A 22663-nucleotide genomic window follows, 5' to 3' on the forward strand; every position below is an offset into this window, starting at 1 on the left:
CCGGCGGGCGAGGTCGCCACGGCGGGCGAAGCCGAAGCCGCGCAGTGCGCGGGCGAGGCCCCGGGAGCCGTCGCCACCAGGGTCCGGCTCCGCCGGCCCGGCCGCCCCTGCGGCACCGGTGGCACCGGCCTGCTCGTCGCCGCTCCGGCTCGCCGGGACGCGCCCTGCGGCCTCCGCGTGCGTCGTGCTCCGCAGCTCGGCGTGCGGGTCGGCGCGCCCGCCAGCGCGCCCATCGGCAGGCTCGGCTGCCCCGCCGGCCTCGCGGCTGTCGGCGCGCCCGTCCTCGCGGCTGTCCGTGTCCCCACGGCTGTCCCCGGGCCCGCGACTGTCCGCACGGTCGCCATCGCGGTCGCCATCACGGCCGCCGGTCCCGCGGTCGCCGGTGCCACCGGTGCCACCGTCGAGGCGCTCAGGGGCGTGCCCGTCGGCCGGGCCGGGGTTCGTGCGATCGCCGTCTCCCCCGGTCGCTGCGCCCGCACCGCGGGGCGGGTCCGGATCAACCGGTCGGGGAGGCTCAAAACCAGCCATGGCTCACGGCTCTTCGATGGAGAGTGGCCGACAGAAGAGGACAACGCTGCCCGGGCAGCAGGCCCGCCCACGGGATGACGTCGGTCTGCGCCGCGCAGCACCGTATGTGACCTGTTCCTTTCAGAGTACGACGGGCAGGAGGCCCAGCCCAGCGGCGAAGCCCCGGAGCGATGGTGTTCCCGCGAAGGGAGGATGCGCCCGCCGTGGCGGTGCGCCCTGCCCGCAGGCGATCGCGCCCCCTCCGGAAAGGAGGTTCTCTGGAGCTTGACTGAGCGGACCGGGCGGCGCAACAGGCCCCCGGGACACCGTGACCGGACTGTCATTGATCGGCGACGATCCGTTGCGGCACGTCGCGAACCGTTACGCCCCACAGGTCGTCCACAGCCCCGCCGGCCTGCCCGGACACCATCCGTACCCGGCCCGCACGGGACCGGTACGCCAGCCGCCGGAGCCCGATCCAGCCACGACGGACGGCTTCACGACGCGGACTGGCATTTGCCAGATGCATAGGCGGGGCCGCTGGCACCATGCTCGGCATGCCGCTGCTCCTGTTCGACCTCGACAACACGCTGCTCCCCCGGGACGCCGCTTTCCGGGCCTGGGCGCAGGACTTCCTGTCCGAGCACGACCTCCCGCCCGGCGACGTCGACTGGTTCGTCACCCTCGACGGCGGCGGTTACGTGCCGCGCAGCACCGTACTGTCCGCGGTGCGGCGCCGCTACGGTCTGGACGTCTCCGCCGACTTCCTGCTCGCCCACTACCGACGCGGCATCAACTCCCACATCCACTGCCCGCCCCGGCACATCGAGGCGCTGCGGGCCGCGCGGGAGGCCGGGTGGACGCTCGGGATCGTCAGCAACGGAGGCACCCGTCCGCAGTTGGAGAAGATCCGGCGGACCGGGCTGGGGCCGCTGGTCGACGGCTGGGTCATCTCGGAGGAGGCCGACTGCGTCAAACCGGACCCGCTGATCTTCGAGCTGGCCGCCCAGCGGTGCGGCATCGCGCCGACCGGGAACTGGGCGGAGCACACCTGGATGATCGGGGACCACGCGCCCGCCGACATCGCCGGGGCCGAACTGACCGGGCTCCGCAGCGTCTGGCTGCACCACGGCCGGCCGTGGGCGGAGAGCGGCTACCGGCCGACGCTGAAGGCGGCCGGGCTGCCGGAGGCGGTCGGCCAGGTGCTCGCCGCCCGCAACGCGCCCGCGCCCCGGCCGGGGATCCGCGCCGGCGGCCCGGCCCGGCGCGGGCCTGCCGGGACCTCGGTACGGGTCACGGCGCAGCGCGGCGCACGGTCCGGCGCACGCTCTGTGACGACCGCCCCTGCCGGTCCGAGTGCGCCCGTTGCCGCGAACGCCGGGACGGGCGGGACGCCGGGCGTCGGAGCCGGGTCCGGTGTCCGAAACCGATCCGGCGGGTTTGCCGTGACCGCCGACGGCCGCACCGGCCAGGGGACAGCTTCCGGGGCACGGGCGGGGGCCGCGTCGGAGGCGGGCGCGGACGGCCGCGGGTCCGCCCCGGTCGGACGTCCGGTGCCCCTCCGCGCGGCGGCCGACACGGCCGCACCCGCCGGCCGCACCGTCTTCACTGCCGCACCCCTCACGGCACCGATCGCGGTGCCCCTCCCGGCACCCGCCCGAACGGCGGCGCCCGCCCCGACGGCGGCGCCCGCCCCGACGGCGGCGACCACGACGGCACCGGGGAACACCACAACGACGGCAGCGACCCAGACGGCGACGACCACCGCGCCGGTCACGGCGGTCGCCGGGTAGCGCCCCGCCGACCGGGAGGCGGCCGGACCGCCCTCCGGTCAGCCCTGCGCCGAGGTGCGGCTCCACCAGCAGGTACGGGCCCGTTCGACGAATCCGAGCTTGCGGTAGAGCGGTTCGCCGAGCGAGGTGGCGACCAGGGTGGCCGGGCGGTCCGGGTGCGCGTGGACCAGGGCGGTCCGCAGGACGGCCCCGGCCACCCCGCGGCCGCGCCAGTCGGGCAGGGTGGCGACCCAGTACACGCCGGTGGCCCGCCCGTCGTCGTAGGTCAGGCAGGTGCCCGCCACGGCGCCGTCGACACGGCCGAGCCACGCCCGCCACCCGGGCTCGCCCAGCAGCCGCTCCGGGAACGCGTCGCCGCGCACCCAGGGCCGGCGGGCGGGCAGCGGGAACCCGTCCACGATCGCCCGTTCGACCAGCGCGACGTTGTCCCCGTCCACCGCCTCATCGACCGTCAGGGTTCCGCCCCCGTGCGCCTCCCGGATCGCGGGCAGGGCGGTCGTCATCCCCTCGACCGCGCCCGGGTCCCGGACCATCACCGGCATGGGCGGCAGCCGGGCCGCCCCGAAGCGGGTGAGGTCGAGCCCACCGTACGGATCCTCCAGCGTGAAGCGGATGGTCGACCACTCGGCCAGCAGGTCCGTCAACTCCCGCTCCACCGAGCCGGTTTCCGCGTACGGGCGGGTCAGCAGGATGCGGTGCGGATCGTCCGGGGTGCGGGCGCAGCGGACCGCCGTCAGGCCCGGCCGGATCCGGGAGCGCCAGCCGTGCGCCCGGGCTTGGGCGAGCCAGAAGGCCGCCGCGTTGTCGTTGGCCCGTTCGAGCCGGCCGTCGGTGTTCACGGCAGGACCGTAACCCGGCGGTCCGGATAGCGGTTCCACCGGGCCAGGCTTGGCCGGATGAAGCCTGGGAGGCGCACGGACCGCGCCCGTGCGCCCTCCCGTGCACCGCCGATTTTCGGTCAATTTCGCGCCGCTCCCTCCCGCTTGGGCAAACCCGCAGCCCAGACCCGCCGATCGGACGCACGAGACCCGGACACCCCAGGAGCGGCCCCGCGACAACCAGCCACCGTTGCCCCGGCCCTCTTCCCAGAAAGGTCGACGGGTGCCACGCTTCGTGATCGAATGCATCACGCCAAATTGCCATGTCGACATAGCGTCGGATGGTGAACTTGTCACAACGGCAATGGTCCACCCGATAGATTTCGATCTTGGCGAGCAGTGCCGCACCACCCACACCACACCACCGAGGGGGCTTGAGCGCCTTGAGCAGGGTGAGCAGGAGCGACGCGGGTCCTGACAGCGGCCAGGCGGTGGCCGGCACCGCGAGTCGGGCCGTGAGAAGCACTGGCACCTCCGCGATCGCCGCCACCTCCCGCACCACGGGCGCCGCCCCGCACTCCTCGTACCCCGCAGCGCATCCCCCCGTCGGCGGCCCGGGCACGGCCCCGACCGCCGCCGAGCACGGCGCCGCGACACCGTACGGAGGCCAGTCGCCGGTCGGGGGACAGAACGCCGGGGGACACAACATCGGCGGGCAGGCCTTCGCCGGACACCCCGTCAGCGGCGGACAGTCGGTCGGCGGGCCGACGCCTGGCGGACAGCCCGTCAGCCGAGGCCCCGTCAGCCACGCCTCGGCCTACGGCGGCGAGTACCCCGGCTATCCGGGCTACCCCGGCCATTCCGGCCACCCCGCCCACCCCGGCGGCGTTCCGGCCCTGAACGGCGCCTCCGGAGCCGTCGGCGGCCCGCTCGGCGGGCTCGCGCTCGGCACCGCGCCCGGCCACGGCCCGCTGGGCCACGGCGGCGGCCCCGGTGCGAACGGCTCCTCCGCCTCGATGACGGCGGCCGCTCCGCGCAAGCTGTCCGGCCGACGCCGCCGCGAGACCGTCGCGGTGCTGATCTTCGGCGGCGCCCCGATCTTCGAGAGCTCCATCCCGCTCTCGGTCTTCGGCGTGGACCGCCAGGACGCCGGGGTGCCCCGCTACCGCCTGCTGGTCTGCGCCGGCGAGGAGGGCCCGCTGGCCACCACCGGCGGCCTGACCCTCTCCGCCCCGTACGGCCTGGAGGCCCTCGCCCGGGCCGGCACGATCGTCGTACCGGCCTGGCGCTCGATCTCCCAGCCTCCGCCGGTCGAGGCGATCACCGCCCTGCGCAAGGCCCACCACGAGGGCGCGCGGATCATCGGCCTCTGCACCGGCGCCTTCGTCCTGGCCGCCGCCGGTCTGCTCGACGGCCGCCCGGCGACCACCCACTGGATGTACGCGCCGACGCTGGCCAAGCGCTACCCGCGGGTGCACGTCGACCCGCGCGAGCTGTTCGTGGACGACGGCGACGTGCTCACCTCGGCCGGCACCGCCGCCGGCATCGATCTGTGCCTGCACGTGGTGCGCAGCGACCACGGCGCCGAGGCGGCCAACGCGCTGGCCCGTCGCCTGGTGGTGCCCAGCCGCCGCGGCGGCGGAGGACAGGCCCAGTACATCGATCAGTCTTTACCGGAGGAGATCGGCAACGACCCGCTGGCCGAGGTGGTCACCTGGGCGCTGGAGAACCTCAACCAGCAGTTCGACGTCGAGGTGCTGGCGGCTCGCGCCTACATGAGCCGCCGCACCTTCGACCGGCGGTTCCGCACGCTCACCGGCAGTGCTCCGCTGCAGTGGCTGATCACCCAGCGGGTGCTCCAGGCGCAGCGGCTGCTGGAGACCTCGGAGCTGTCGGTGGACGACGTCGCGCGCCGGTGCGGGTTCCGTTCGCCGGTGGCGCTGCGCGGGCACTTCCGCCGTCAGCTCGGAGTCTCCCCGGCCGCGTACCGGACCAGCTACCGGGCGCGCCGTCCCGGGCAGCAGCAGCCCACGGCGGCCGGTGCGCACGGCGGCGACCTGCGGCTGCCCGGCGCGCTGTCGCACGCGGCGGCCGGTGCGGCCGCGGGCGGACCGCTGTTCGGCGGGGCGCACGGCGGGCAGTCGGCGCAGCCGTTCCCGGGCGGACCGGGGGCGCCGGTGCCGACCGGTCCGCACGGGCAGCCGCTGCACGGCCAGCCGGTCGGGTTCGGCGCGGGTCCGGCCGGGACGCCGGCCGCCCAGGGCTTCCACGCCCGGGTCGGGCAGCCGTACCCGCACCAGCAGGCCGCGGCGCCGCAGTCGCACCCCGGGCAGCAGGGTGCGGCGGGGCGCGGTCCGGTGCGGCCACCGCTGGTGCCGCCGCAGGCAGGACCGGGTGCGGGACGTCCGCCCCGCACCGCCGAGCACGCGGCGGCCGAGGACGGCCTCCCCCAACCGGGGGCGCGCGGCCAGGGCCAGGGGCACCGGAGCGCGGTCGAACGGCCCGCGGACGAGCCGGGTGCGGCCGGACGCGGCCACGGCGCGACCGCCGGACGGCTGTCCTCCCCCGCCGGGCAGCCGGGGTCGGGGTCCGCACCGGGGTCAGGGTCGGGCTCGGGCTCGGCCGAACTCCGCGGCCGCCAGGCCCGGGCACCACAGGTCCGCACCCAGGGCGGTCGGCCCGCGGCCGACACCCCCCGGACGGGCCGCGAGGCCCGTGCCGGACGGGACGGGCACGCCGTCCGCACCGGCCGGGAGGGCGAGCACCCGGACGGTCACGGCGGTCACGGCGGGGCGGAGGAGCATCAGGCCGAGGCCTGTGCCCCGGCACCCCGCTCGGCTCCACCGGTCCCCGCGGCGCGTGATCGCGCCGTAGGGTGAGTTGCGTGAATGACCGTTTGGTATGGATCGACTGTGAAATGACCGGCCTCGACCTCGACCAGGACGCCCTGGTCGAGGTCGCGGTGCTGGTGACGGACTCCGAGCTGAACATCCTCGGCGAGGGTGTGGACGTCATCATCCGGCCGCCGGCCGAGGCGCTGGCACACATGCCCGAGGTGGTGCGCACGATGCACACCGCCTCCGGCCTGCTGGAGGAGCTGGAGCGGGGCGTGACCCTGGCCGAGGCCGAGGAGCGAGTGCTCGCGTACGTCCGCGAGCACGTGCCGGAGGCCGGGAGGACACCGCTGTGCGGCAACTCGGTGGCCACCGACCGCGGCTTCCTGGCCCGGGACATGCCGGCCCTGGAGAAGCACCTCCACTACCGGATCGTGGACGTCTCCTCGATCAAGGAGCTGGCCCGCCGCTGGTACCCGAAGGCGTACTACAACAGCCCGCCGAAGGGCGGCAACCACCGGGCGCTCGCCGACATCCGGGAGAGCATCAACGAACTGCGGTACTACCGCGAGGCCGTGTTCGTCCCGCAGCCCGGCCCGGACGCCGACACCGCGCGCGCCATCGCCGGGAAGTACCAGGCACCCGCCGGCTGATCCGGGGCCACCCCCACGGGACCAACCGGACCGGACCACCCCGTGGGACCACCCGACGGAACCCCGCCTCACGGTCGGAGAGAGTGCCCGCGTCCGCCGGAGCGGAACCCTGGCGCGAGCACCCTCTCGGATCCTGTAGAGTTCTTCCTGTCGGAACGGGAACGCGGAAGCGGGAACGGACCGGACAGATGGTGGGTGTAGCTCAGTTGGTAGAGCACCTGGTTGTGGTCCAGGTGGCCGCGGGTTCGAGTCCCGTCACTCACCCCAGAGCCTGAGGGGCCGATCTCTTCAAGAGATCGGCCCCTCAGGCGTTTTCGCGTTCCCTCACGTTCGCACTCCCTCAACTCCGCTCTCCTCCAGTCGCACCCGGCGTCCGACTTTTCCGGTCGACCCCTGCCGCCGGAAGCTACCGACTAGTAACATCGTCGCCATGACCACACCCACGATCGGCCAGATGCTCGACTCCACCGTGCCGATGGCGCACACGCTGAAGCTGGAGTACCTGGAGACCACCCCGGAGCGCGCCGTGCTCCGGCTGCCCGACCAGCCCGCGTACCACAACCACGTCGGCGGCCCGCACGCCGGCGCGATGTTCACGCTCGCCGAGTCCGCCAGCGGCTGCATCGTGCTCGCCGCCTTCGGCGACCAGCTGTCCCGGGCCGTGCCGCTGGCCGTCAACGCCGAGATCGCGTACAAGAAGCTCGCCATGGGCGAGGTCACCGCCACCGCCCTCCTCGGTCGCCCGGCCGCCGAGGTCGTCGCCGAGCTGGACGCCGGCGGCCGCCCGGAGTTCCCGGTCACCGTCGAGATCACCCGCGCCGACGGCGCCGTCACCGGTGTGATGACGGTCACGTGGACTCTGCGCCCCAACTCCTGACCGCCGCGCGGCCGGTGGCCCCGGGAGCACCACCCCGGGGCCGAACCGCGCGATGACTGTCCGTGACGGCGGGCGTGACCTCACCGCCCGTCCGCTCGTTCTCGACTCACGTGCGAGCCAATCACGCGACCGAGCCCCCGCAACCCGCCCACCGCGGCGTCGCCGGCGCCCGGTGCGGGATCGCCCGGTGCGGGATCGCCCGGTGGCTGCCCGGCCCCCGTACCGTCGCGGCCGCCGGCGCCCTGCTCGCCCAGCTCTGGGGCCTCGGCGCCCCCGGCGCGTACGCGGCGACCGCCGACCCGCTGCGCGAACCGCCGCCGCCCGCCGTCCGCCGCGCCCCGCGCGTCGCACCGGCGCTCGACGGGCCGGCCCTCGACGGACCCGCGCTCGACGGACCCGCACTCGACCGGCAGCCGGCCGAACGCCCCGCCGGGCCGGGGCAGTCGGCGGCCGAGGCGCCGGGGCGCTCCCCCGGGGGCATCGGGGAGCCGACCGGCGGCGGCCGCGTCGCAGGAGCCACCGGGGCGGTCGGCGACGGGTGGCAGGAACGGATCCGGTCCGGCGGACTGCCCCTGCCCGGCCAGCGGGCGGCCGTCCCCGACGCCTTCGCGATCGCCTCCGGGCTGCTCGACAGCGCCCCCGCCCAGGACCACCCCGCCGAGGCCCTCGCCTCCCGCGAAGGCGAGCCCGCCGGTCCGCCCTCCGCCGACCGGCCACGCTCCGACGGCGCCCACCCCACCGTCCCCCGGCAGCGCGAGGCCGCGGAGCCACCCCCGGTCCTGGAGGCGTCCGACACCGCCCCCACGGCCGGGACCTCCGCCGACCGGGACGGCACGACGGCCCCTGCCGCCCTTGCCCGGCCGGGCGACGGGGGGACGCCGGAAACGCTCGCCGTCGCCGACACCGCCACCGTGACGACCGTCGGCGACGGCTCCGCCACCGCGACCGCCGTCCTCGCCCCCATCGCCGCCGGGCTGCTGCTCACCGGGGCAGCCATGTGCAAGCACCGCGGACTGCCGCGCGGGCACTGAGCCGACGACCACGAGCCACGCCTCCGAGGCCGGCTCCAGCGCCGTCAACGGGAGTTCAACGCCACGGGATCGAGCCGGACGGGACACCGCCGATCCAGGTCGCACCCATGACCGACGAGGCGAACCGCGGCCCGCTGGATCGCGGCAGCGTCGAGGGCCGACTCCCCCGGGCAGCCGGTCCGGTCGGGCCATCCGTCTGGTGCCCCCTCGGGGTGGACGGCTGCACGGGCACGGCCACCCTCGGCGGCGATCCGGTCGCCGGCCAGCGGTCTTGCGGCGACGGGTCCGCACGAAGGCGCACCGCCGGCGAAGACCGTCCGTCAGTGGAAGACCCCCGGCGGCGGCTCCGGGGACGGGGCGGCCGTCGCGTCCGTCGCCGGGGCGGCCCCGGCGGCGAAGTCGGTGAGGGCGCGGCCGTGTTCGACCCGGGCGTGGGCGGGGTCGGAGGCGGCGCGGCGGGTCAGGTCGGCGACCGGGAGGGGGGTGTGGGCGGCGGCCAGGACGAGGTTGCCGAAGCGCTTGCCGCGCAGGACGGCGGGGTCGGCGATCAGGCAGAGTTCGGGGAAGACCGCGCCGAGGGTGGCGACCTGCGAGCGGGCGAAGGGGAGGGCGCCGCCGTCGGCGATGTTCGCGGCGTACCAGCCGCCGGGGGCGAGGGCGCGGGCGGCGAGGGCGGTGAACTCGACGGTGGTGCAGTGCGCCGGGGTGCGGGCGCCGGAGAAGACGTCGGTGATGACCAGGTCGACGGTGCCCTCGGGGGTGCGCTCCAGCACGCTACGGGCGTCCCCGCCGCGCACCTTGATCTGCCAGCCGCGCTCCAACGGCAGTTCGGCGCGGACGAGTTCGGTGAGCGCGGTGTCGATCTCGGCGACCTGCTGGCGGGAGCGCGGCCGGGTGGCGGCGGCGTAACGGGCCAGGGTGAGGGCGCCGCCGCCCAGGTGCAGGACGGTGAGCGGTCGGCCGGGCGGGGCCACCAGGTCGATCAGGTGGCCGAGCCGGCGCTGGTACTCGAAGCCGAGGTGGGTGGGGTCGGCGAGGTCGACCAGGGACTGCGGGGCGCCGTCGATCAGCAGCGACCAGGCGGCCGGGCGGTCACGGTCGGGCCGCAGTTCGGCGAGGCCGGAGCCGACGGGACGGGTGAGCGGCCCCTGGGCGTGAGTGCGTCCGCCCGCGCCGGTGGCGGCCTCCGCCTCGCCGCCGCGCGCGGTTCTGCTGCTGCGTCGTCCCATGTGGGCCATTATCGCCGCAGGCGTGCGGGTACCTGTCGCCGCAGGCGTGCGGTTACCTGTCGCCGCAGGCGTGCGGGTACCTGTCGCCGCAGGCGTGCAGGTGCCTCCCCCGCAGAGGCGAGGCCCCGCCGCCACCGAAGCGGAACCCGTCGGCCGCGGGCGTGCCAGGGGGATCCGGCCGGCGGGGCGAGCGGCGCTCGCGGGCCCGGCGGGATCCGCGCGGCACGCCCGCTAGAACGGCCCGAGGCCGCCCGCGGTGAGCGTGCAGGCGGCCTCGCAGAGGGCGGAGCGCAGCACCCAGGCGTCGGTGGGGCGCGCGGTGCAGCCGGAGCCGGCGGGCGGGATCACCCAGCGCGGATCGGTGGCGGCGGGGACGACGGCGCCCGCCGTACAGGAGCTGCCGGGCAGGTGCCAGGTCTCCCAGGTGCCGGCCGGGACCAGGAAGGAGACGGTGCTGCCGTTGCGGCTCTGCAGCACGGCCCCGCAGGCACGGCGCAGCCTCAGGATGTCGACGGCCTCCAGGCCGTGCCGCAGGGCGACCGTCACGGTGTCGCAGCCGGTGACGAGGGTGCCCTCGTCGGGGACGGCGCGCTCGCGCCGGGGGCCGCCGCAGGGGGCACGGCCGCCCTCGACCGGACCCCGGCCGGGGATCCGGTCGTCGGCGGGGTCGGGCAGCAGGGCGGGGGCTGCGCCGGCGAGCACGCCCCCGGCCACGGGTCGGTGCTGCGGCAGTCCGGTGGCCATCACGGGCCCTCCTGTACCTCGTCGGATCCGGAAGCACAGCCGCCCGGAGGGGCCACCGGGCTGGGACGTGCCGGGGCGACGGCCTGGGCTTCCACGTATCAGGACAACGCGGCGAACGCATCCCAGGCCACGGGGCGCCTTACAGCAAGGCATGGCATTTCATGGCGGATATCCCGCAACATGGCCCGTTATGCCCGGAATTGTCACCATATCTCCCGCCAACCCCACGTGTCCGCTCGGTGACTCCGAGTACTCTCGGCGCCATGGCAGCCACCCCACCGGCCGAGCCGAACCGACCGTCCCCCAACCTTGTGATGCGCGCGCTGCGCGGCGACCGCTCTCCCGGCGAGTTCGCCACGGCGGTGCGCCGGGCCGCCCGCGAGATCGGCGAGCACGTCTCCTGCGACGCCCGCTACATCGGCCGGGTCGAGTCCGGTGAGATCCGCTGCCCCAACTACGCCTACGAGCGGGTCTTCCGGCACATGTGGCCGGGGCGCACGCTCGGCGACCTCGGCTTCGCCCCCCGCGCCGCCGTCCGCCGCCGCTCGGCGGACGGCGAGGGCGGGCGGGCCGGGCTGCCTCCGCTCCACCCGCCGTTCCCGCCCCTGCCCGCCCCGCGCTCACCGCTCTCCACTCAACTCCCGTACGCTGCCTCGCCGTACGCGAATCCAGCCGCTCCGGAGGGCCCCCCGTGGCCGAGCCCCGGCGCGGTGCCCCGGGGGCCCGATGGATCGCCCTATCTCGACGAGGAGAACGACGACGTGCGTCGCCGTACGTTCCTGGCCGGCGGCACCACCGCGCTGGCCGCCGTGATCGGCATCGACCGGCCGGCCACGGCCGCCGCTCGGCAGGCCGGTGCTGACGGCGCCTCCGGTGTCCGCACCGGCCGAGGCGCCCTTCCCGGTGCGGAGTTCACCGCCCCGTCACTGCTCGCGGCCGATCCCCCGGTGCCCGGCCGGCCCGGTCCGGTGCCACCACTGCGCCGGGTCGGCGCCGCCGAGGTGCTCAGCGTCGAACAGGCCGTCCGGGACATCCGGTTGGCCGACGACGCGCACGGCGCCGACGCCCTGTACGAGCTCGCCGGGCAGTCGCTGCGCACCGCGTACGTGCTGCTCAACGAGGGCGAGTACAGCGCCGACACGGAACGCCGGCTGCAGGCCGGGGCCGGCGAACTCGCCATCTCGGTGGGCTGGTTGGCACACGACTCGAACCGCCTCGCGGACGCCCGCTCGTTCTACGCCGAGGCCCTGGCCACCGCCCGGATGGCCGGGGACTCCGCACTGGAGGCGCACGTCTTCTGCAACAGCGCCTTCCTCGCCCGGGACGCCGGACGCCCGCGCGAGGCGCTGCGCGCCGCCCAGGCCGGGCAGGTCGCCGCCCGGGAGTCGGGCTCCCACCGGCTGCTCGCCCTGCTGGCCATGCGCGAGGCCGGCGCCTGGGCCCTGCTGCAGGACCGCACCGCCTGCGAACGCGCGCTCGGCCGGGCGTACGCGCTGTTCGACCGCGGGCCCGCCGCGGCCGATCCGGAGTGGATGTCCTTCTTCGGCGAGGCCGAGATCGCCGGCCTGCAGTCCCAGTGCTGGTCCGCGCTCGGCGACTGGGAGCGCGCCAGCGAGCAGGCCGGGCTGGCCATAGCGCTGCAGGAGCCGCACTTCGTCCGCAACCGGGTGCTGTACACCGCCGAACTGGCCCACGACCGGCTCGGCCGGGGGGACCTGGCGGGCGCGGCGCACCACGGCTCGTCCGCCGTCGCCCTGTTCGGCGACGTCCGCTCGGCCCGGATCCGGAGCATGCTGGCGGACACCGCAGGGCGGCTGCGACCGCACGCCGCGGTGCCCGAGGTGCGCCGGTTCCTGGCCGAGTACGACCGGGCGGCGGCCGCCTAGTGCCGTGACCGAGAAGGTCCACCGGGTTGGCGCTGGCAGGTCTTGAGCCGGTTGGATGTCGCGAGACGTTCGACTCGGAGGAGCGAGGCCAGTGGCAGAGCCGGTCAGGGTCCGAAGGCTCATGGACCAGGAGGGCCGGCAGTTGCAGCGGATCGTGCGCCGTGGCAGCACGAATACGACGAGGACTTCGTCGTCCAGACGGCCACCACGCGCCCCAGCAAGCTCGGGCAGCCCTTCACCCGCTGGTCCATCCGCAAACTGCTCGCCCACCTGCGCCGGGTCCACGGCCGGTAGTCCGCATCGGCCGTGAGGCCCGAGCCCGCATCCGCCGCGAGAAGGGCATCCGGTGGGGAGCGCGACCCGTCACCCGAGCGGCGTGAAAGACGCCACGAGCACAGCCCAGTTGCACAGCACGAACCTCACGAGGAGCTCCGCATGGACCATCGGGACGTCGACACGGCCTTGGCAGAGTTGCTGAGGGCACTGGGACCGCATGTCGACGAGGATTGGACGGTGCCGGCAGGTCCGCTGGAGTGGAGCTGCTGGGAGACGGCGGCGCACATCGGGCACGACCTGCTGGCCTACGCGGGGCAGGTGGCAGCACGTCCCGCCGACTCCTACCTCCCGTTCGACCTGAACGTCCGCCCCACTGCCTCCCCGACCGAGGTGCTCCAGACGGTCACCGCCTGCGGCCGCCTCCTCAGCTCCGTACTGGCCGCAGCCAGTCCGACCTCGAGGGCCTGGCACTGGGGTCCCTGTGATCCCGAGGGCTTCGCAGCCATGGGCGTCGCTGAAGCCCTGCTGCACACACACGACATCACGCGGGGACTGGCCGTGGACTGGCAGCCGCCCGCACCGCTGTGCGCGGCCGTGCTCGGTCGGCTGTTCCCCGGCGCCCCTCCTGGAGACCCCGTCCAGGTACTTCTCTGGTGCACCGGCCGCCGGGAACTGGACGGCCTTCCCCGCCGAACCTCGTGGATATGGAAAGCAGCGCGCTCCGACTGATCGCACCCACCCGGTGAACCTTCTCGGTCACAGCAGTGGCGAGGCCGCCCCGGACACCCAGGGACGCCGGGGGCGACCAGGAACGCCTCCCGAGTCAGTGCCCGGCGGTCAGGCCCTCCAGGTGGGAGAGGTCGTTCCAGACCTCCACGGCCGGGGCGCCGTACTCCCAGGACAGCACGCACAGCGCCGCCGTCCCGAGCTTGAACCGCTGGGCGAACTCCGGCGGCAGGCCCAGCCAGCGGGCGGTCAGGATGCGCAGCAGGTGGCCGTGCGCGAACAGGACGACGTCCCGGTCGGCGCAGTGCATCACGGTGGTGTCCGGCTCCGGGACGCCGTGCTCCCGGTTGAGGTCGGCGAGGAAGGCGTCGACCCGCGCGGCCACCTCCGACAGCTTCTCGCCACCGGGCACGCCGTCCCGCCAGATCAGCCAGCCGGGGTGGTCGGCGGTCCGGATGTCCGGGCCGGTACGGCCCTCGTAGCGGCCGTAGTCCCACTCCATCAGCTCCGGACGCTCCACCGCGCGGTCGCCGAAGCCGGCCAGTGCGCAGGTCTCCTTGGCCCGGTCGAGCGGGCTGGTGTAGACCAGCGCGTCCGGCAGCCCGTTCCAGGGGGCCTTGGCGAGGCGGGCGCCGAGGGCCCGGGCCATCGCGCGGCCCTCCTCGGTCAGCGGGATGTCGGTGCGGCCGGTGTGACGGCCGGTGGCGGACCACTCGGTCTCGCCGTGGCGGACCAGCACGATTCGGGCGGGCATGGGGGACTCCTCGCAACGGGGCGGCAACGGTCGGGTCTCACCCTTGAGCACCGGGTTCCATGATCCCCCACCCGGGCGGCGGCCACGATCGCGGGCCGGTGCGGAGGACCGCGGGGCGGCGGTCCCGGCCGCGCACGGGCGGCCCGGGCGGCCGCGGGACGCCCGGTTCAGGCCGTGAACGGCCGGTCCGTACCGCGTTGTCGGACCCGGATGCGACACTGGGCCGCACCATGAACGTCTCGACGAACGTCCCGCCCCGCGGGTCCGCTGAGCCGCTCGCCCAGCGGCTCGCCGAGCTGCGCGGACCGGCCCCGCAGCGCAGTCTGAACGCCCGCTCCCTCGCCGCGCTGGCCGCCAACCCGGGCTGCCACCGCCGCGCGGTCCTCGACGCGGCCGGGGTCGACAAGTCGGCGCTGGCCGCCCGGCTCGGCCGCCCCGCCCCCTTCGGCCAGTCCCCCTTCGCGATCGCCCGCGGCGTGATCTTCGAGTCCCGACTGAAGGCGGACGACTACGCGGCGTTGCTGGAACCGCTCCGCCACCACCTGGACGTCCCGGCGGACGGCCACGCCCCGCTGCAGGTGCCGGACCTGCTGCAGCGCTCCGGCCCGGCCGTCCGCGCCGACCGGACGGCCCAGGCCCTGGCCCGGGCCGCCGCCGACCCGGAGGCCTGGACGCTGCTCGACCACCCGCTCCTGCGCCTGGACGTGGCCGGCAGCACCGCCTACCTGGAGCCGGACGCGCTCGTGGTGCACGGCGGCCGGTGCACGGTGGTCGAGATCAAGTCCTTCCCGGTGCTCGACGGCAGCGCGGACCCGGCCAAGGTCGGCGCCGCCGCCCGCCAGGCCGCCGTGTACGTGCTGGCGCTCCAGCAGACCGCCGCCACGGCGGCCGGCGTGGCCCTGGGCGACGACCCGTACACCGAGCAGCGACTGCCCGGCAGCCCCCGGACGAGCGTGCTGCTGGTCTGCCCGAAGGACTTCGGCAACCGGCCGACCGCGGTCGCCGTCGACGTCCGCCGCGAGCTGGCCACCACCCGCCGGCAGCTGAGCCGGATGACCGGCATCGGCCGGCTGCTGGACGCGCTGCCGCCGGACGCGGGCTTCGACCTGGCCTCCGACGAGGCGGGCGCGCCCGCGCGCTCCGCGGAACAGCTGGCCGCCTCCGTCGAGGCGGTGCCCGCCGCGTACAGCCCGGACTGCCTCTCCGCCTGCGAGCTCGGCTTCCACTGCCGGGCCCGGGCCCGCTGCGACGACCGGGTCGAGCAGCTCGGCCGGAGCGTGCGCGGCGAGCTGGGCAGCCTCCGGACGGTCGCCGAGGCGCTGGCCGCCGCCGGCACGAAGAGCGACGACCTGGACGGCGCGGACGAGGCCGCCGAGCGCCTGGCCTACGCTGCCGCCCTGCGCGCTGAGGCCCTGGGGGCCGGCGCATGAGCGAGCGCAGCGAGGCGGGCCGACGGGCGGTGCGCGGGCGCAGCGAGCGAATCAACAGGCGGTGCGCGTGGGCGAATGCCCCCACCGGGCGCGGCGAGGCGGGCGCATGAGCGAGCGCAGCGAGCGAATCATCAAGCGGTGCGCGTGGGCGAATGCCCCCGCCGGGCGCGGCGAGGCGGGCGCATGAGCGAGCGCAGCGAGCGAATCAACAGGCGGTGCGCGTGGGCGAATGCCCCCGCCGAGCGCAGCGAGGCGGGCGCATGAGTCTCCTCACCACCCTGGCCCGTCTGGAGGCCGTCCGCAGCGGCCGGGCCGAGCCGCTGGCCACCGTCCGGCACCGGCACCTGTCCGACCGTCCGATGGTGCTGGTCCCGCTGACCGCGGCCGGTGAGTCCGGCGCGCCGCTGGCGGTGATGCTGGGCACCGACCGGGACGCGCCCCGGCTGCACCTGGTGCCGCAGCCGCTCAACCGCACCCTGCGGTTCGACTTCCTCGCCGAGCTGGCCGCCGACCTGCTGCCCTACCTGGAGTCCTTCGCCGACGAGGTCGAGCAGATCGAGGGCTCCGAAAAGGATCCGGAGACCGGCGAGAAGACCCAGGTGTTCCGCGAACTGTGCGCGGACGCCCCGCAGCTGATCGTGCCGAACGGCGCGGGGGTGCACCACCTGGCCCTGATCGGCCGCTCGACCCGCTTCCGCCGCACCGTCGAGGACGAGGAGCCGGGCCCCCACCCGGCGCCGGTCCGGGTGCCGTTGCTGGGCCGCTGGCTGACCCACCTCACCGACCGGGCCCAGGTGCCCGGCTCCAGCCTGCTGCTGACGATGACCGGTCTGCTGGCCCGGCACTGGGCCACCGGCCAGAGCCACCTGGAGGACCAGCACCTGGCCGCCCGGCTGGCCTGGCACTGCCCGCCGCCCGGGCTGACCGGCGCCGAGGCGGCCGAACTGGCGGAGTCCGCCCGGGACGAACGGGGGCAGCTGCTGCACCCGCCGGCCGGCCCGGCCACCGATCCCCGCTTCGACGAGGCGGTGCTGGCCCCGGCGATCAGCCGCTACGACTCCGCGGTGGGCGCCCTGCAGCACGCTGTCGAGCAGCGCGACGAGGCGGCCGCCGAGCGGGCCCGGGCGGCCGTGCGGGCCTCGGTCGGACAGCTGGAGGAGGTACTGGCGGCCGTCCTGCTGCCCACCTGGCGGGACGTCTGGCAGGGCCTGGACCTGCTGCGCGCCCTGCCGCCGGCCGGTCACCTGGCGGAGCGCTGGACCGGCGACCGCTGGTCCTACACCGGCCACCGGGACCGGGTGGCGGCGGGCGAGCCGCCGCAGCCCCGGCAGGACGACGCGGTGACCGCCGCCCGCAAGCTCGCCCAGCGCGAGCGTGAGCAGGCCCGGCTGGACGTCCAGGAGGCGCTGGACGATCCGCTGGCGATGGCCGAACACCGGTTGTCCGGCGAGGCGTTCAGCGGCGTGGTGACCGAGGTGGTGCCGGACTGGGACACCACCGGCCGCTCGCCCAAGCCCCGCCCGCTGGTCACCCTGCGCACCACCGACCGCCCGCACGCGGACCCCGGCCGGGAGGCGCACCGGGTCTGGGGGTCCCCCCGGCCGGAGGCCGGGGGAGGGCCGTCCGCGCAGAAGGCCGAGGTGGTGGCGGTCGACACCGCCGAGGGCACCATCACGCTGCGGGTGCTGTCCGGCATGGGCCGCCGGAAGGAGCCGGAGCCGGGCAGTCTGCCGGAGCCCGGCGAGTCGGTCACCTTCGCCCTGTTCGAGTTGACGGTCCGCCAGTCCGCTCCGCTGCCCGAGCCGGACGACACACCCTGGACGCACGGCGGCCCGCCCGGCGCCGCACCCGTCCCCGCCCCGCCCGCCTCCGAGGAGTGGGAGTGATGACCAGCTCGAACCCGCGGCCGGACCGGGACGCCCGGCCGGCCTCCGCGCAGCCCCCGGGCGCGGCCGCCGACGCCGCCGTGGCCGGGATCCTGGCGGCGACCGTCCGGCCGGCGGCCGGCGCCCCGCGCGGCGTGGTGGTGGACTCACCTCCCGGCGCCGGGAAGTCGACGCTCGTGGTGCGGGCGGCCCGCGAGCTGGTCGAGGCCGGCGAGCGGCTGATGATCGTCGCCCAGACCAACGGCCAGGTGGACGACCTGGTCGGCCGACTGGCCGAGAAGGCGCCGGAGTTGACGATCGGCCGGCTGCACGCCGCGGACTCCCGGCCGGGCCCTGAGGTGCTGAAGCACGCCAATGTGACGCCCTCCGACAAGGTCGCCGACCTGATCGAGCACGACGTGGTGATCTCCACCTCGGCCAAGTGGCAGTGGGTGCGGGCCGAGGCGCCGTGGCGGCACGCGATCGTCGACGAGGCGTACCAGATGCGTTCGGACGCCCTGCTCGCGGTGGCCCGGCTGTTCGAGCGGGCGCTGTTCGTCGGCGACCCCGGCCAGCTGGACCCGTTCACCGTGGTCGGCACCGAGCAGTGGGCCGGCCTGTCGTACGACCCGTCCAGCAGTGCCGTGGTCACCCTGCTGGCGCACAACCCGCAGATCGAGCCGCACCGGCTGCCGGTCTCCTGGCGGCTGCCCGCCAGCGCGGCGCCGCTGATCTCCCGGGCCTTCTACCCGTACACCCCGTTCCGCTCCGGCACCGGGCCGGACGACCGCAGGCTGACCGCCGCCGTCCGCCCCGACGGCTCGGCGCTGGACGCGGCGATCGACCGGGCCGCCGAGCACGGCTGGGCGCTGCTGGAGCTGCCCGCCCGGCACACCGTACGGACCGACCCGCAGGCCGTGGCGGCGGTCGCGGCGACGGTGCGCCGGCTGCTGGAGCGGGGGCTGACGGCGCACTCCGAGCAGGGCGGGGCACCGCTCACCGCGGACCGGATCGCCGTCGGCACCGCCCACCGCGACCAGGCGGCGGCGGTGCGCGCGGCCCTGCTCACGGTGGGCGTCCCGGTGGACGGAACGGCCGGGCCGGCCGTCACGGTGGACACCGCCAACCGGCTGCAGGGCCGCGAGTACGACGTCACCGTGGTGCTGCACCCGCTCTCCGGCCGCCCCGACGCGACCGCGTTCCACCTGGAGACCGGCCGGCTCTGTGTGCTCGCCTCCCGTCACCGGCACGCCTGCATCGTGGTGGCCCGGGCCGGGATCGCCGAGTTGCTGGACGAGCACCCGGCCACCGAGCCGGTGCAGTTGGGGGTCCCGGTGGCCTTCCCGGACGGCTGGGAGGCCAATCATCAGGTGCTGCACCACCTGGGCGGCCACCGGGTCCGGCTGCGGTAGCGGGTCCGCCACCGCAGCCGGATCGCCCCCCGGCCGGCCCCTCGACGCCGGTCGGGGGGCCGGGCCGGTCGACTACCGGGCCCGGTCAGTCCCCGGTCTCGCAGACCGCGAAGGCCTGGACCGCCGTGTGGTCGGCCTGCGCGTACCAGCCGGTGGCGTCCGGGGACGGGCCGTTGTAGCTGACGGTGTCGTGCGTGCCGGCCGGCAGCCGGTAGCCGCCCCCGGTCAGGTGGGTGCCGCTCGGGCAGGTCGCCCGCGACAGGCCGCCCGGGGCGCTCACCGGGCCCTGGACCACCACCGCCGACTCGGCGGCGACGGCGGGTGCCGCCGTGGCCGGGCCGAGGGCGGCGGCGGTCAGCAGGACGCCGACGGGCAGGATCGTCCGCGGGTGCATGGGATCTCCCTGGGTGTGCGGGTGACTGGTTGCACCGGGACAACCGATTCGCACACGACCTGGATGCGCGGCGCTCGTGGCACACCCCCGGCGCGCGCCGGGGAATAGCGCCCGCACGCGCACCGTTCCGTTACCGGCCGTCGCCGGGAGACAATGGACGACGGCCACAACCCGGGCGGCGCAACCCGGAGCAGCTCTGCCCGCCCCCCACCGAGACCCCGGAGGTGTCCGTCCATGCCCGACTCCCCTGTAGAGTCGACCGAGCCCACCCGGCGCATGCGTCCGGCCCAGCTGCTGTTCGAGCCGCAGTCGGCCGACCCGGAGCCGGAACGTTTCTTCGACCTGGAGTCGATCGACGACCCGGCGGAGCTGCTGCGCCGCTCCACCGAGCTGGCCCTGGCCTTCCGGGCCGCCGCCGAGCGGGCCACGGACTTCCAGGCGGTCGCCGCCGCCCAGCTCGCCGACCCGCGCCGGTTCGACGCGCTGTCGGACGCCGAGGTCGCCCTGCGGGCGGACTGGACCCCGGACTACGCCGCCAAGATGATCGAGTACGGCCGCACCCTGCTCCAGCCGCGCCGCCACGAGGACTGAGCGCAGCACCGACTGGGCCGCACGCACCACCCCCGGACACCGGCCTCTGGCATATGCGCGGCGGGGAAGGGTACGCCCTTCCCCGCCGCGCTGTCCGGCAAACCGTGCTTTCCACCATGCCGCGTGCGCGCACGGCGCAGGCTGCTGTGCGTGGACATCTGGACGCATCAGTCGGTGGAGTACGTCAGCGTGGCCGGGGAGGCCTGGCTCGCCTCCGCCAGTGAGTACCCGCGCAGCATGCGCGCCCTCTGGGAGACCCGCCCGTGGGCGCCCTCGGTGCTGCCCTGCGGGCGCGCCTTCGACGTGATCAGCATGCCGGCGCTGTTCGGCCGCCGGGTGCTGGACGAGCTGTGGGCCTCCGGCCCGGGCTGCGGCCCGGTCGCGGCCTACCGGGGGCGGACCCTGCTGTTCGTCCAGCCGGGCGCGGCGCCCCGGCTGCGCCGGCTGCTGGCCTGGGAGGAGTGGGCCCGGGACGTGCCGCCGCTGCTGTGCCACGGCAAGGGCGACACGGTGACCGTGCCGCCGCTGCAGCGGATGGTGAACGGCCCGGACTCCCCCGGCCAGGGCTCCGGCCGGTGGATCGTCGCCCCGGAGGACCGCGAGCCCTGGCTGCCCGGTGCCTCGGTGGTGCTCTGGGCCTGCGTACGGGCGGCGCGGGAGCCCGGCGCGCCGGTTCCCGCCGGGGCGGCCGTCGTGACCGGCGGGTGAACGCGGGGCGACCGGTATTCGATTTTGGCTCGGCCACGCGGCGCTGCTAGAGTCTTCTCTGTCAGCAGGCGCCGCTAGCTCAGTTGGTTAGAGCAGCTGACTCTTAATCAGCGGGTCCGGGGTTCGAGTCCCTGGCGGCGCACAGACAGCCGGAAGGCCCCTTGCGAGAGCGAGGGGCCTTCCGGCGTTTCGGCGTTTCGGCGTTCCGACCTTCCGGCGTTCCGACCTTCTGGCGCGGGAGCCGGTCACCGGCGCACGGGCCGCCCGCCGGAGCGGACGGCCCGGCCGGGCCTCAGCGGTCGCGCAGCGCGCGGTAGCGGGCGACCAGCTCGGCGGTGGAGCTGTCCAGCTGCTCGGCGCCCTCGCCGGTGAGCAGCACCGGCTCGATCCGCTTGGCGAGCACCTTGCCCAGCTCGACGCCCCACTGGTCGAAGGAGTCGATGTTCCAGATCGCGCCCTGGACGAACACCTTGTGCTCGTAGAGGGCGACCAGCTGGCCGAGCACCGACGGGGTCAGCTCGCCGGCCAGGATCGTGGTGGTCGGGTGGTTGCCCTTGAAGGTCTTGTGCGGGACGAGCTCGGCGGGCACGCCCTCGGCCGCGACCTCCTCCGGGGTCTTGCCGAAGGCCAGCGCCTGGGTCTGGGCGAAGAAGTTCGCCAGCAGCAGGTCGTGCTGGGCGACCAGGCCCGGGAGCAGGTCGGCGACCGGCTTGGCGAAGCCGATGAAGTCGGCCGGGATCACCTTGGTGCCCTGGTGCAGCAACTGGTAGTAGGCGTGCTGGCCGTTGGTGCCGGGGGTGCCCCAGACCACCGGGCCGGTCTGCCAGTCCACCGGGGTGCCGTCACGGGTCACCGACTTGCCGTTGGACTCCATGTCCAGCTGCTGCAGGTAGGCGGTGAACTTGGACAGGTAGTGCGAGTACGGCAGCACCGCGTGCGCCTGGGCGTCGAAGAACGCGCCGTACCAGACGCCCAGCAGGCCGAGCAGCAGCGGGACGTTCTCCTCCGCCGGGGCGGTGCGGAAGTGCTCGTCGACCAGGTGGAAGCCGTCCAGCATCTCGCGGAAGGCGTCCGGGCCGATGGCGGTCATCAGCGAGAGGCCGATCGCCGAGTCGTAGGAGTACCGGCCGCCGACCCAGTCCCAGAACTCGAACATGTTGGCGGTGTCGATGCCGAAGTCCTGCACGCCCCGGGCGTTGGTGGACAGCGCGACGAAGTGCTTGGCGACCGCCTCGGTGCCGGCGCCCAGGCCGTCGAGCAGCCAGTCGCGGGCGGAGACCGCGTTGGTGATGGTCTCGATGGTGGTGAAGGTCTTGGAGGCGACGATGAAGAGCGTCTCGGCCGGGTCGAGGTCGCGGACCGCCTCGTGCAGGTCGGCGCCGTCCACGTTGGAGACGAAGCGGACGTCGAGGTCGCGCTTGGTGTACGAGCGGAGCACCTCGTAGGCCATCGCGGGGCCGAGGTCGGAGCCGCCGATGCCGATGTTGACGACGGCGCGGATCGGCTTGCCGGTGTGGCCCTTCCACTCGCCGCTGCGGACCTTCTCGGCGAAGGCGGCCATCTTGTCGAGGACGGCGTGCACGGCGGGCACCACGTTCTCGCCGTCGACCTCGACCACGGCGCCGCGCGGGGCGCGCAGCGCGGTGTGCAGGACCGCGCGCTGCTCGGTGTTGTTGATCTTCTCGCCGCGGAACATCGCGTCCCGCAGCTCGGCGACGCCGGTCGCGGCGGCGAGTTCGCGCAGCAGCTCCAGCGTCTCGTCGGTCACCAGGTGCTTGGCGTAGTCCACGTGCAGGTCGCCGACCCGGAGGGTGAGGCGGCGGCCGCGCTCGGGGTCGGCCGCGAACAGCTCGCGCAGGTGGGTGTCGCCCAGCTCGGCCCGGTGCTTGGCCAGGGCGGCCCACTGCGGGGTGCGGTCCAGCGGGGTGCGGGAGTCGGCGCGGGTCTCCGACATCGGTGGGTCCTCGATTCATCTGGGTGCAGAAACCGGCAGGGCCAGGCGTGAGCCCCCGAGGGTGAGGGTCTCGGTGCGAGGTCGTGCGGGTACTGGTGGTGCGCCGACTCCGTTGACGGCCTGCCCGGGTTCAGCCTATGCAACCGCGGGGGCGGTCGCGCACATTCCGCCCACCGGCGGA

Annotated in this window: 17 protein-coding genes, 2 tRNA genes and 2 pseudogenes; 15 read left to right on the plus strand and 6 right to left on the minus strand. The window is 75.5% G+C overall.

All coding sequences use genetic code 11. The annotated features are described in order from the left end of the window. The first annotated feature begins 1064 nt into the window (after positions 1-1064). Positions 1065-2300, plus strand: coding sequence for an HAD-IA family hydrolase (locus AB0Q99_RS12780; protein ID WP_363570910.1), 1236 nt, complete (start codon positions 1065-1067; stop codon positions 2298-2300). A gap of 38 nt (positions 2301-2338) precedes the next feature. Here the strand turns inward: AB0Q99_RS12780 and AB0Q99_RS12785 are convergent, their stop codons facing one another. Next, on the minus strand, positions 2339-3139 hold the full coding sequence (locus AB0Q99_RS12785) for a GNAT family N-acetyltransferase (protein WP_363570911.1): 801 nt from the start codon (positions 3137-3139) through the stop codon (positions 2339-2341). A gap of 995 nt (positions 3140-4134) precedes the next feature. Here AB0Q99_RS12785 and AB0Q99_RS12790 point away from each other — a divergent pair. The 5 genes and pseudogenes from AB0Q99_RS12790 to AB0Q99_RS12810 all read left to right on the plus strand — a co-directional run. Continuing rightward, a pseudogene (locus AB0Q99_RS12790) lies at positions 4135-5133 on the plus strand (helix-turn-helix domain-containing protein); the annotation flags it as partial. Between the two features lie 869 nt (positions 5134-6002). Continuing rightward, positions 6003-6605, plus strand: coding sequence for an oligoribonuclease (orn, locus tag AB0Q99_RS12795; protein ID WP_363570913.1), 603 nt, complete (start codon positions 6003-6005; stop codon positions 6603-6605). 191 nt (positions 6606-6796) lie between these two features. Continuing rightward, positions 6797-6872, plus strand: a tRNA-His gene (locus AB0Q99_RS12800). Between the two features lie 163 nt (positions 6873-7035). Further along, the gene (locus tag AB0Q99_RS12805; RefSeq protein ID WP_049660764.1) at positions 7036-7482 is read left to right on the plus strand and encodes a DUF4442 domain-containing protein; all 447 of its coding nucleotides are present in this window, start codon (positions 7036-7038) and stop codon (positions 7480-7482) included. 110 nt (positions 7483-7592) lie between these two features. Continuing rightward, on the plus strand, positions 7593-8513 hold the full coding sequence (locus tag AB0Q99_RS12810) for a hypothetical protein (RefSeq protein ID WP_363570915.1): 921 nt from the start codon (positions 7593-7595) through the stop codon (positions 8511-8513). 320 nt (positions 8514-8833) lie between these two features. Here the strand turns inward: AB0Q99_RS12810 and AB0Q99_RS12815 are convergent, their stop codons facing one another. Both AB0Q99_RS12815 and AB0Q99_RS12820 read right to left on the minus strand, forming a co-directional pair. Then, positions 8834-9742: a fused MFS/spermidine synthase gene (locus AB0Q99_RS12815; protein ID WP_363570917.1), complete on the minus strand. Its 909-nt coding sequence runs from the start codon at positions 9740-9742 to the stop codon at positions 8834-8836. A gap of 231 nt (positions 9743-9973) precedes the next feature. Then, complete coding sequence (locus AB0Q99_RS12820) at positions 9974-10486, minus strand: hypothetical protein (protein WP_363570919.1); 513 nt, start codon at positions 10484-10486, stop codon at positions 9974-9976. 263 nt (positions 10487-10749) lie between these two features. Here AB0Q99_RS12820 and AB0Q99_RS12825 point away from each other — a divergent pair, with 263 nt between their 5' ends. The 3 genes and pseudogenes from AB0Q99_RS12825 to AB0Q99_RS12835 all read left to right on the plus strand — a co-directional run bounded on the left by AB0Q99_RS12825 (position 10750) and on the right by AB0Q99_RS12835 (position 13377). Continuing rightward, positions 10750-12372: a tetratricopeptide repeat protein gene (locus AB0Q99_RS12825; RefSeq protein ID WP_363570921.1), complete on the plus strand. Its 1623-nt coding sequence runs from the start codon at positions 10750-10752 to the stop codon at positions 12370-12372. Between the two features lie 91 nt (positions 12373-12463). Beyond that, positions 12464-12686, plus strand: a pseudogene (locus tag AB0Q99_RS12830) (hypothetical protein); the annotation flags it as partial. A 121-nt stretch (positions 12687-12807) separates the two neighbouring features. Beyond that, complete coding sequence (locus AB0Q99_RS12835; RefSeq protein WP_363570923.1) at positions 12808-13377, plus strand: DinB family protein; 570 nt, start codon at positions 12808-12810, stop codon at positions 13375-13377. Between the two features lie 94 nt (positions 13378-13471). Here the strand turns inward: AB0Q99_RS12835 and AB0Q99_RS12840 are convergent, their stop codons facing one another. Then, positions 13472-14128 (minus strand): histidine phosphatase family protein, encoded by a 657-nt coding sequence (locus AB0Q99_RS12840; protein WP_363570925.1) that lies wholly within the window; start codon positions 14126-14128, stop codon positions 13472-13474. Between the two features lie 230 nt (positions 14129-14358). Between AB0Q99_RS12840 and AB0Q99_RS12845 the strand changes: the two genes are divergently transcribed. The 3 genes from AB0Q99_RS12845 to AB0Q99_RS12855 all read left to right on the plus strand — a co-directional run bounded on the left by AB0Q99_RS12845 (position 14359) and on the right by AB0Q99_RS12855 (position 18835). Continuing rightward, complete coding sequence (locus tag AB0Q99_RS12845) at positions 14359-15558, plus strand: hypothetical protein (protein ID WP_363570927.1); 1200 nt, start codon at positions 14359-14361, stop codon at positions 15556-15558. A 260-nt stretch (positions 15559-15818) separates the two neighbouring features. Beyond that, positions 15819-17444 (plus strand): hypothetical protein, encoded by a 1626-nt coding sequence (locus AB0Q99_RS12850; RefSeq protein WP_363570929.1) that lies wholly within the window; start codon positions 15819-15821, stop codon positions 17442-17444. Next, positions 17444-18835 carry an AAA family ATPase gene (locus tag AB0Q99_RS12855; protein WP_363570930.1) on the plus strand — a complete coding sequence of 464 codons (1392 nt, stop codon included), beginning with the start codon at positions 17444-17446 and terminating at the stop codon, positions 18833-18835. The genes AB0Q99_RS12850 and AB0Q99_RS12855 overlap by 1 nt, the downstream gene beginning before the upstream one ends. An 85-nt stretch (positions 18836-18920) precedes the next feature. Here AB0Q99_RS12855 and AB0Q99_RS12860 read toward each other — a convergent pair whose 3' ends face one another. Beyond that, positions 18921-19229 carry a hypothetical protein gene (locus tag AB0Q99_RS12860; RefSeq protein ID WP_363570932.1) on the minus strand — a complete coding sequence of 103 codons (309 nt, stop codon included), beginning with the start codon at positions 19227-19229 and terminating at the stop codon, positions 18921-18923. Between the two features lie 234 nt (positions 19230-19463). Between AB0Q99_RS12860 and AB0Q99_RS12865 the strand changes: the two genes are divergently transcribed. The 3 genes from AB0Q99_RS12865 to AB0Q99_RS12875 all read left to right on the plus strand — a co-directional run bounded on the left by AB0Q99_RS12865 (position 19464) and on the right by AB0Q99_RS12875 (position 20670). Next, the gene (locus AB0Q99_RS12865; RefSeq protein ID WP_363570934.1) at positions 19464-19820 is read left to right on the plus strand and encodes a hypothetical protein; all 357 of its coding nucleotides are present in this window, start codon (positions 19464-19466) and stop codon (positions 19818-19820) included. A 150-nt stretch (positions 19821-19970) separates the two neighbouring features. Continuing rightward, positions 19971-20528 (plus strand): bifunctional DNA primase/polymerase, encoded by a 558-nt coding sequence (locus AB0Q99_RS12870; protein ID WP_363570936.1) that lies wholly within the window; start codon positions 19971-19973, stop codon positions 20526-20528. Positions 20529-20596: 68 nt separating this feature from the next. Next, positions 20597-20670: transfer RNA gene (locus AB0Q99_RS12875), tRNA-Lys, on the plus strand. Positions 20671-20820: 150 nt separating this feature from the next. Here the strand turns inward: AB0Q99_RS12875 and pgi are convergent. Beyond that, a complete protein-coding gene (gene pgi, locus AB0Q99_RS12880; RefSeq protein WP_363570938.1) occupies positions 20821-22482 on the minus strand; it encodes a glucose-6-phosphate isomerase in 1662 nt (553 codons plus the stop codon). Between the last annotated feature and the right edge of the window lie 181 nt (positions 22483-22663).

This window comes from Kitasatospora sp. NPDC086791, from assembly GCF_040685975.1.
Taxonomy (GTDB): domain Bacteria; phylum Actinomycetota; class Actinomycetes; order Streptomycetales; family Streptomycetaceae; genus Kitasatospora.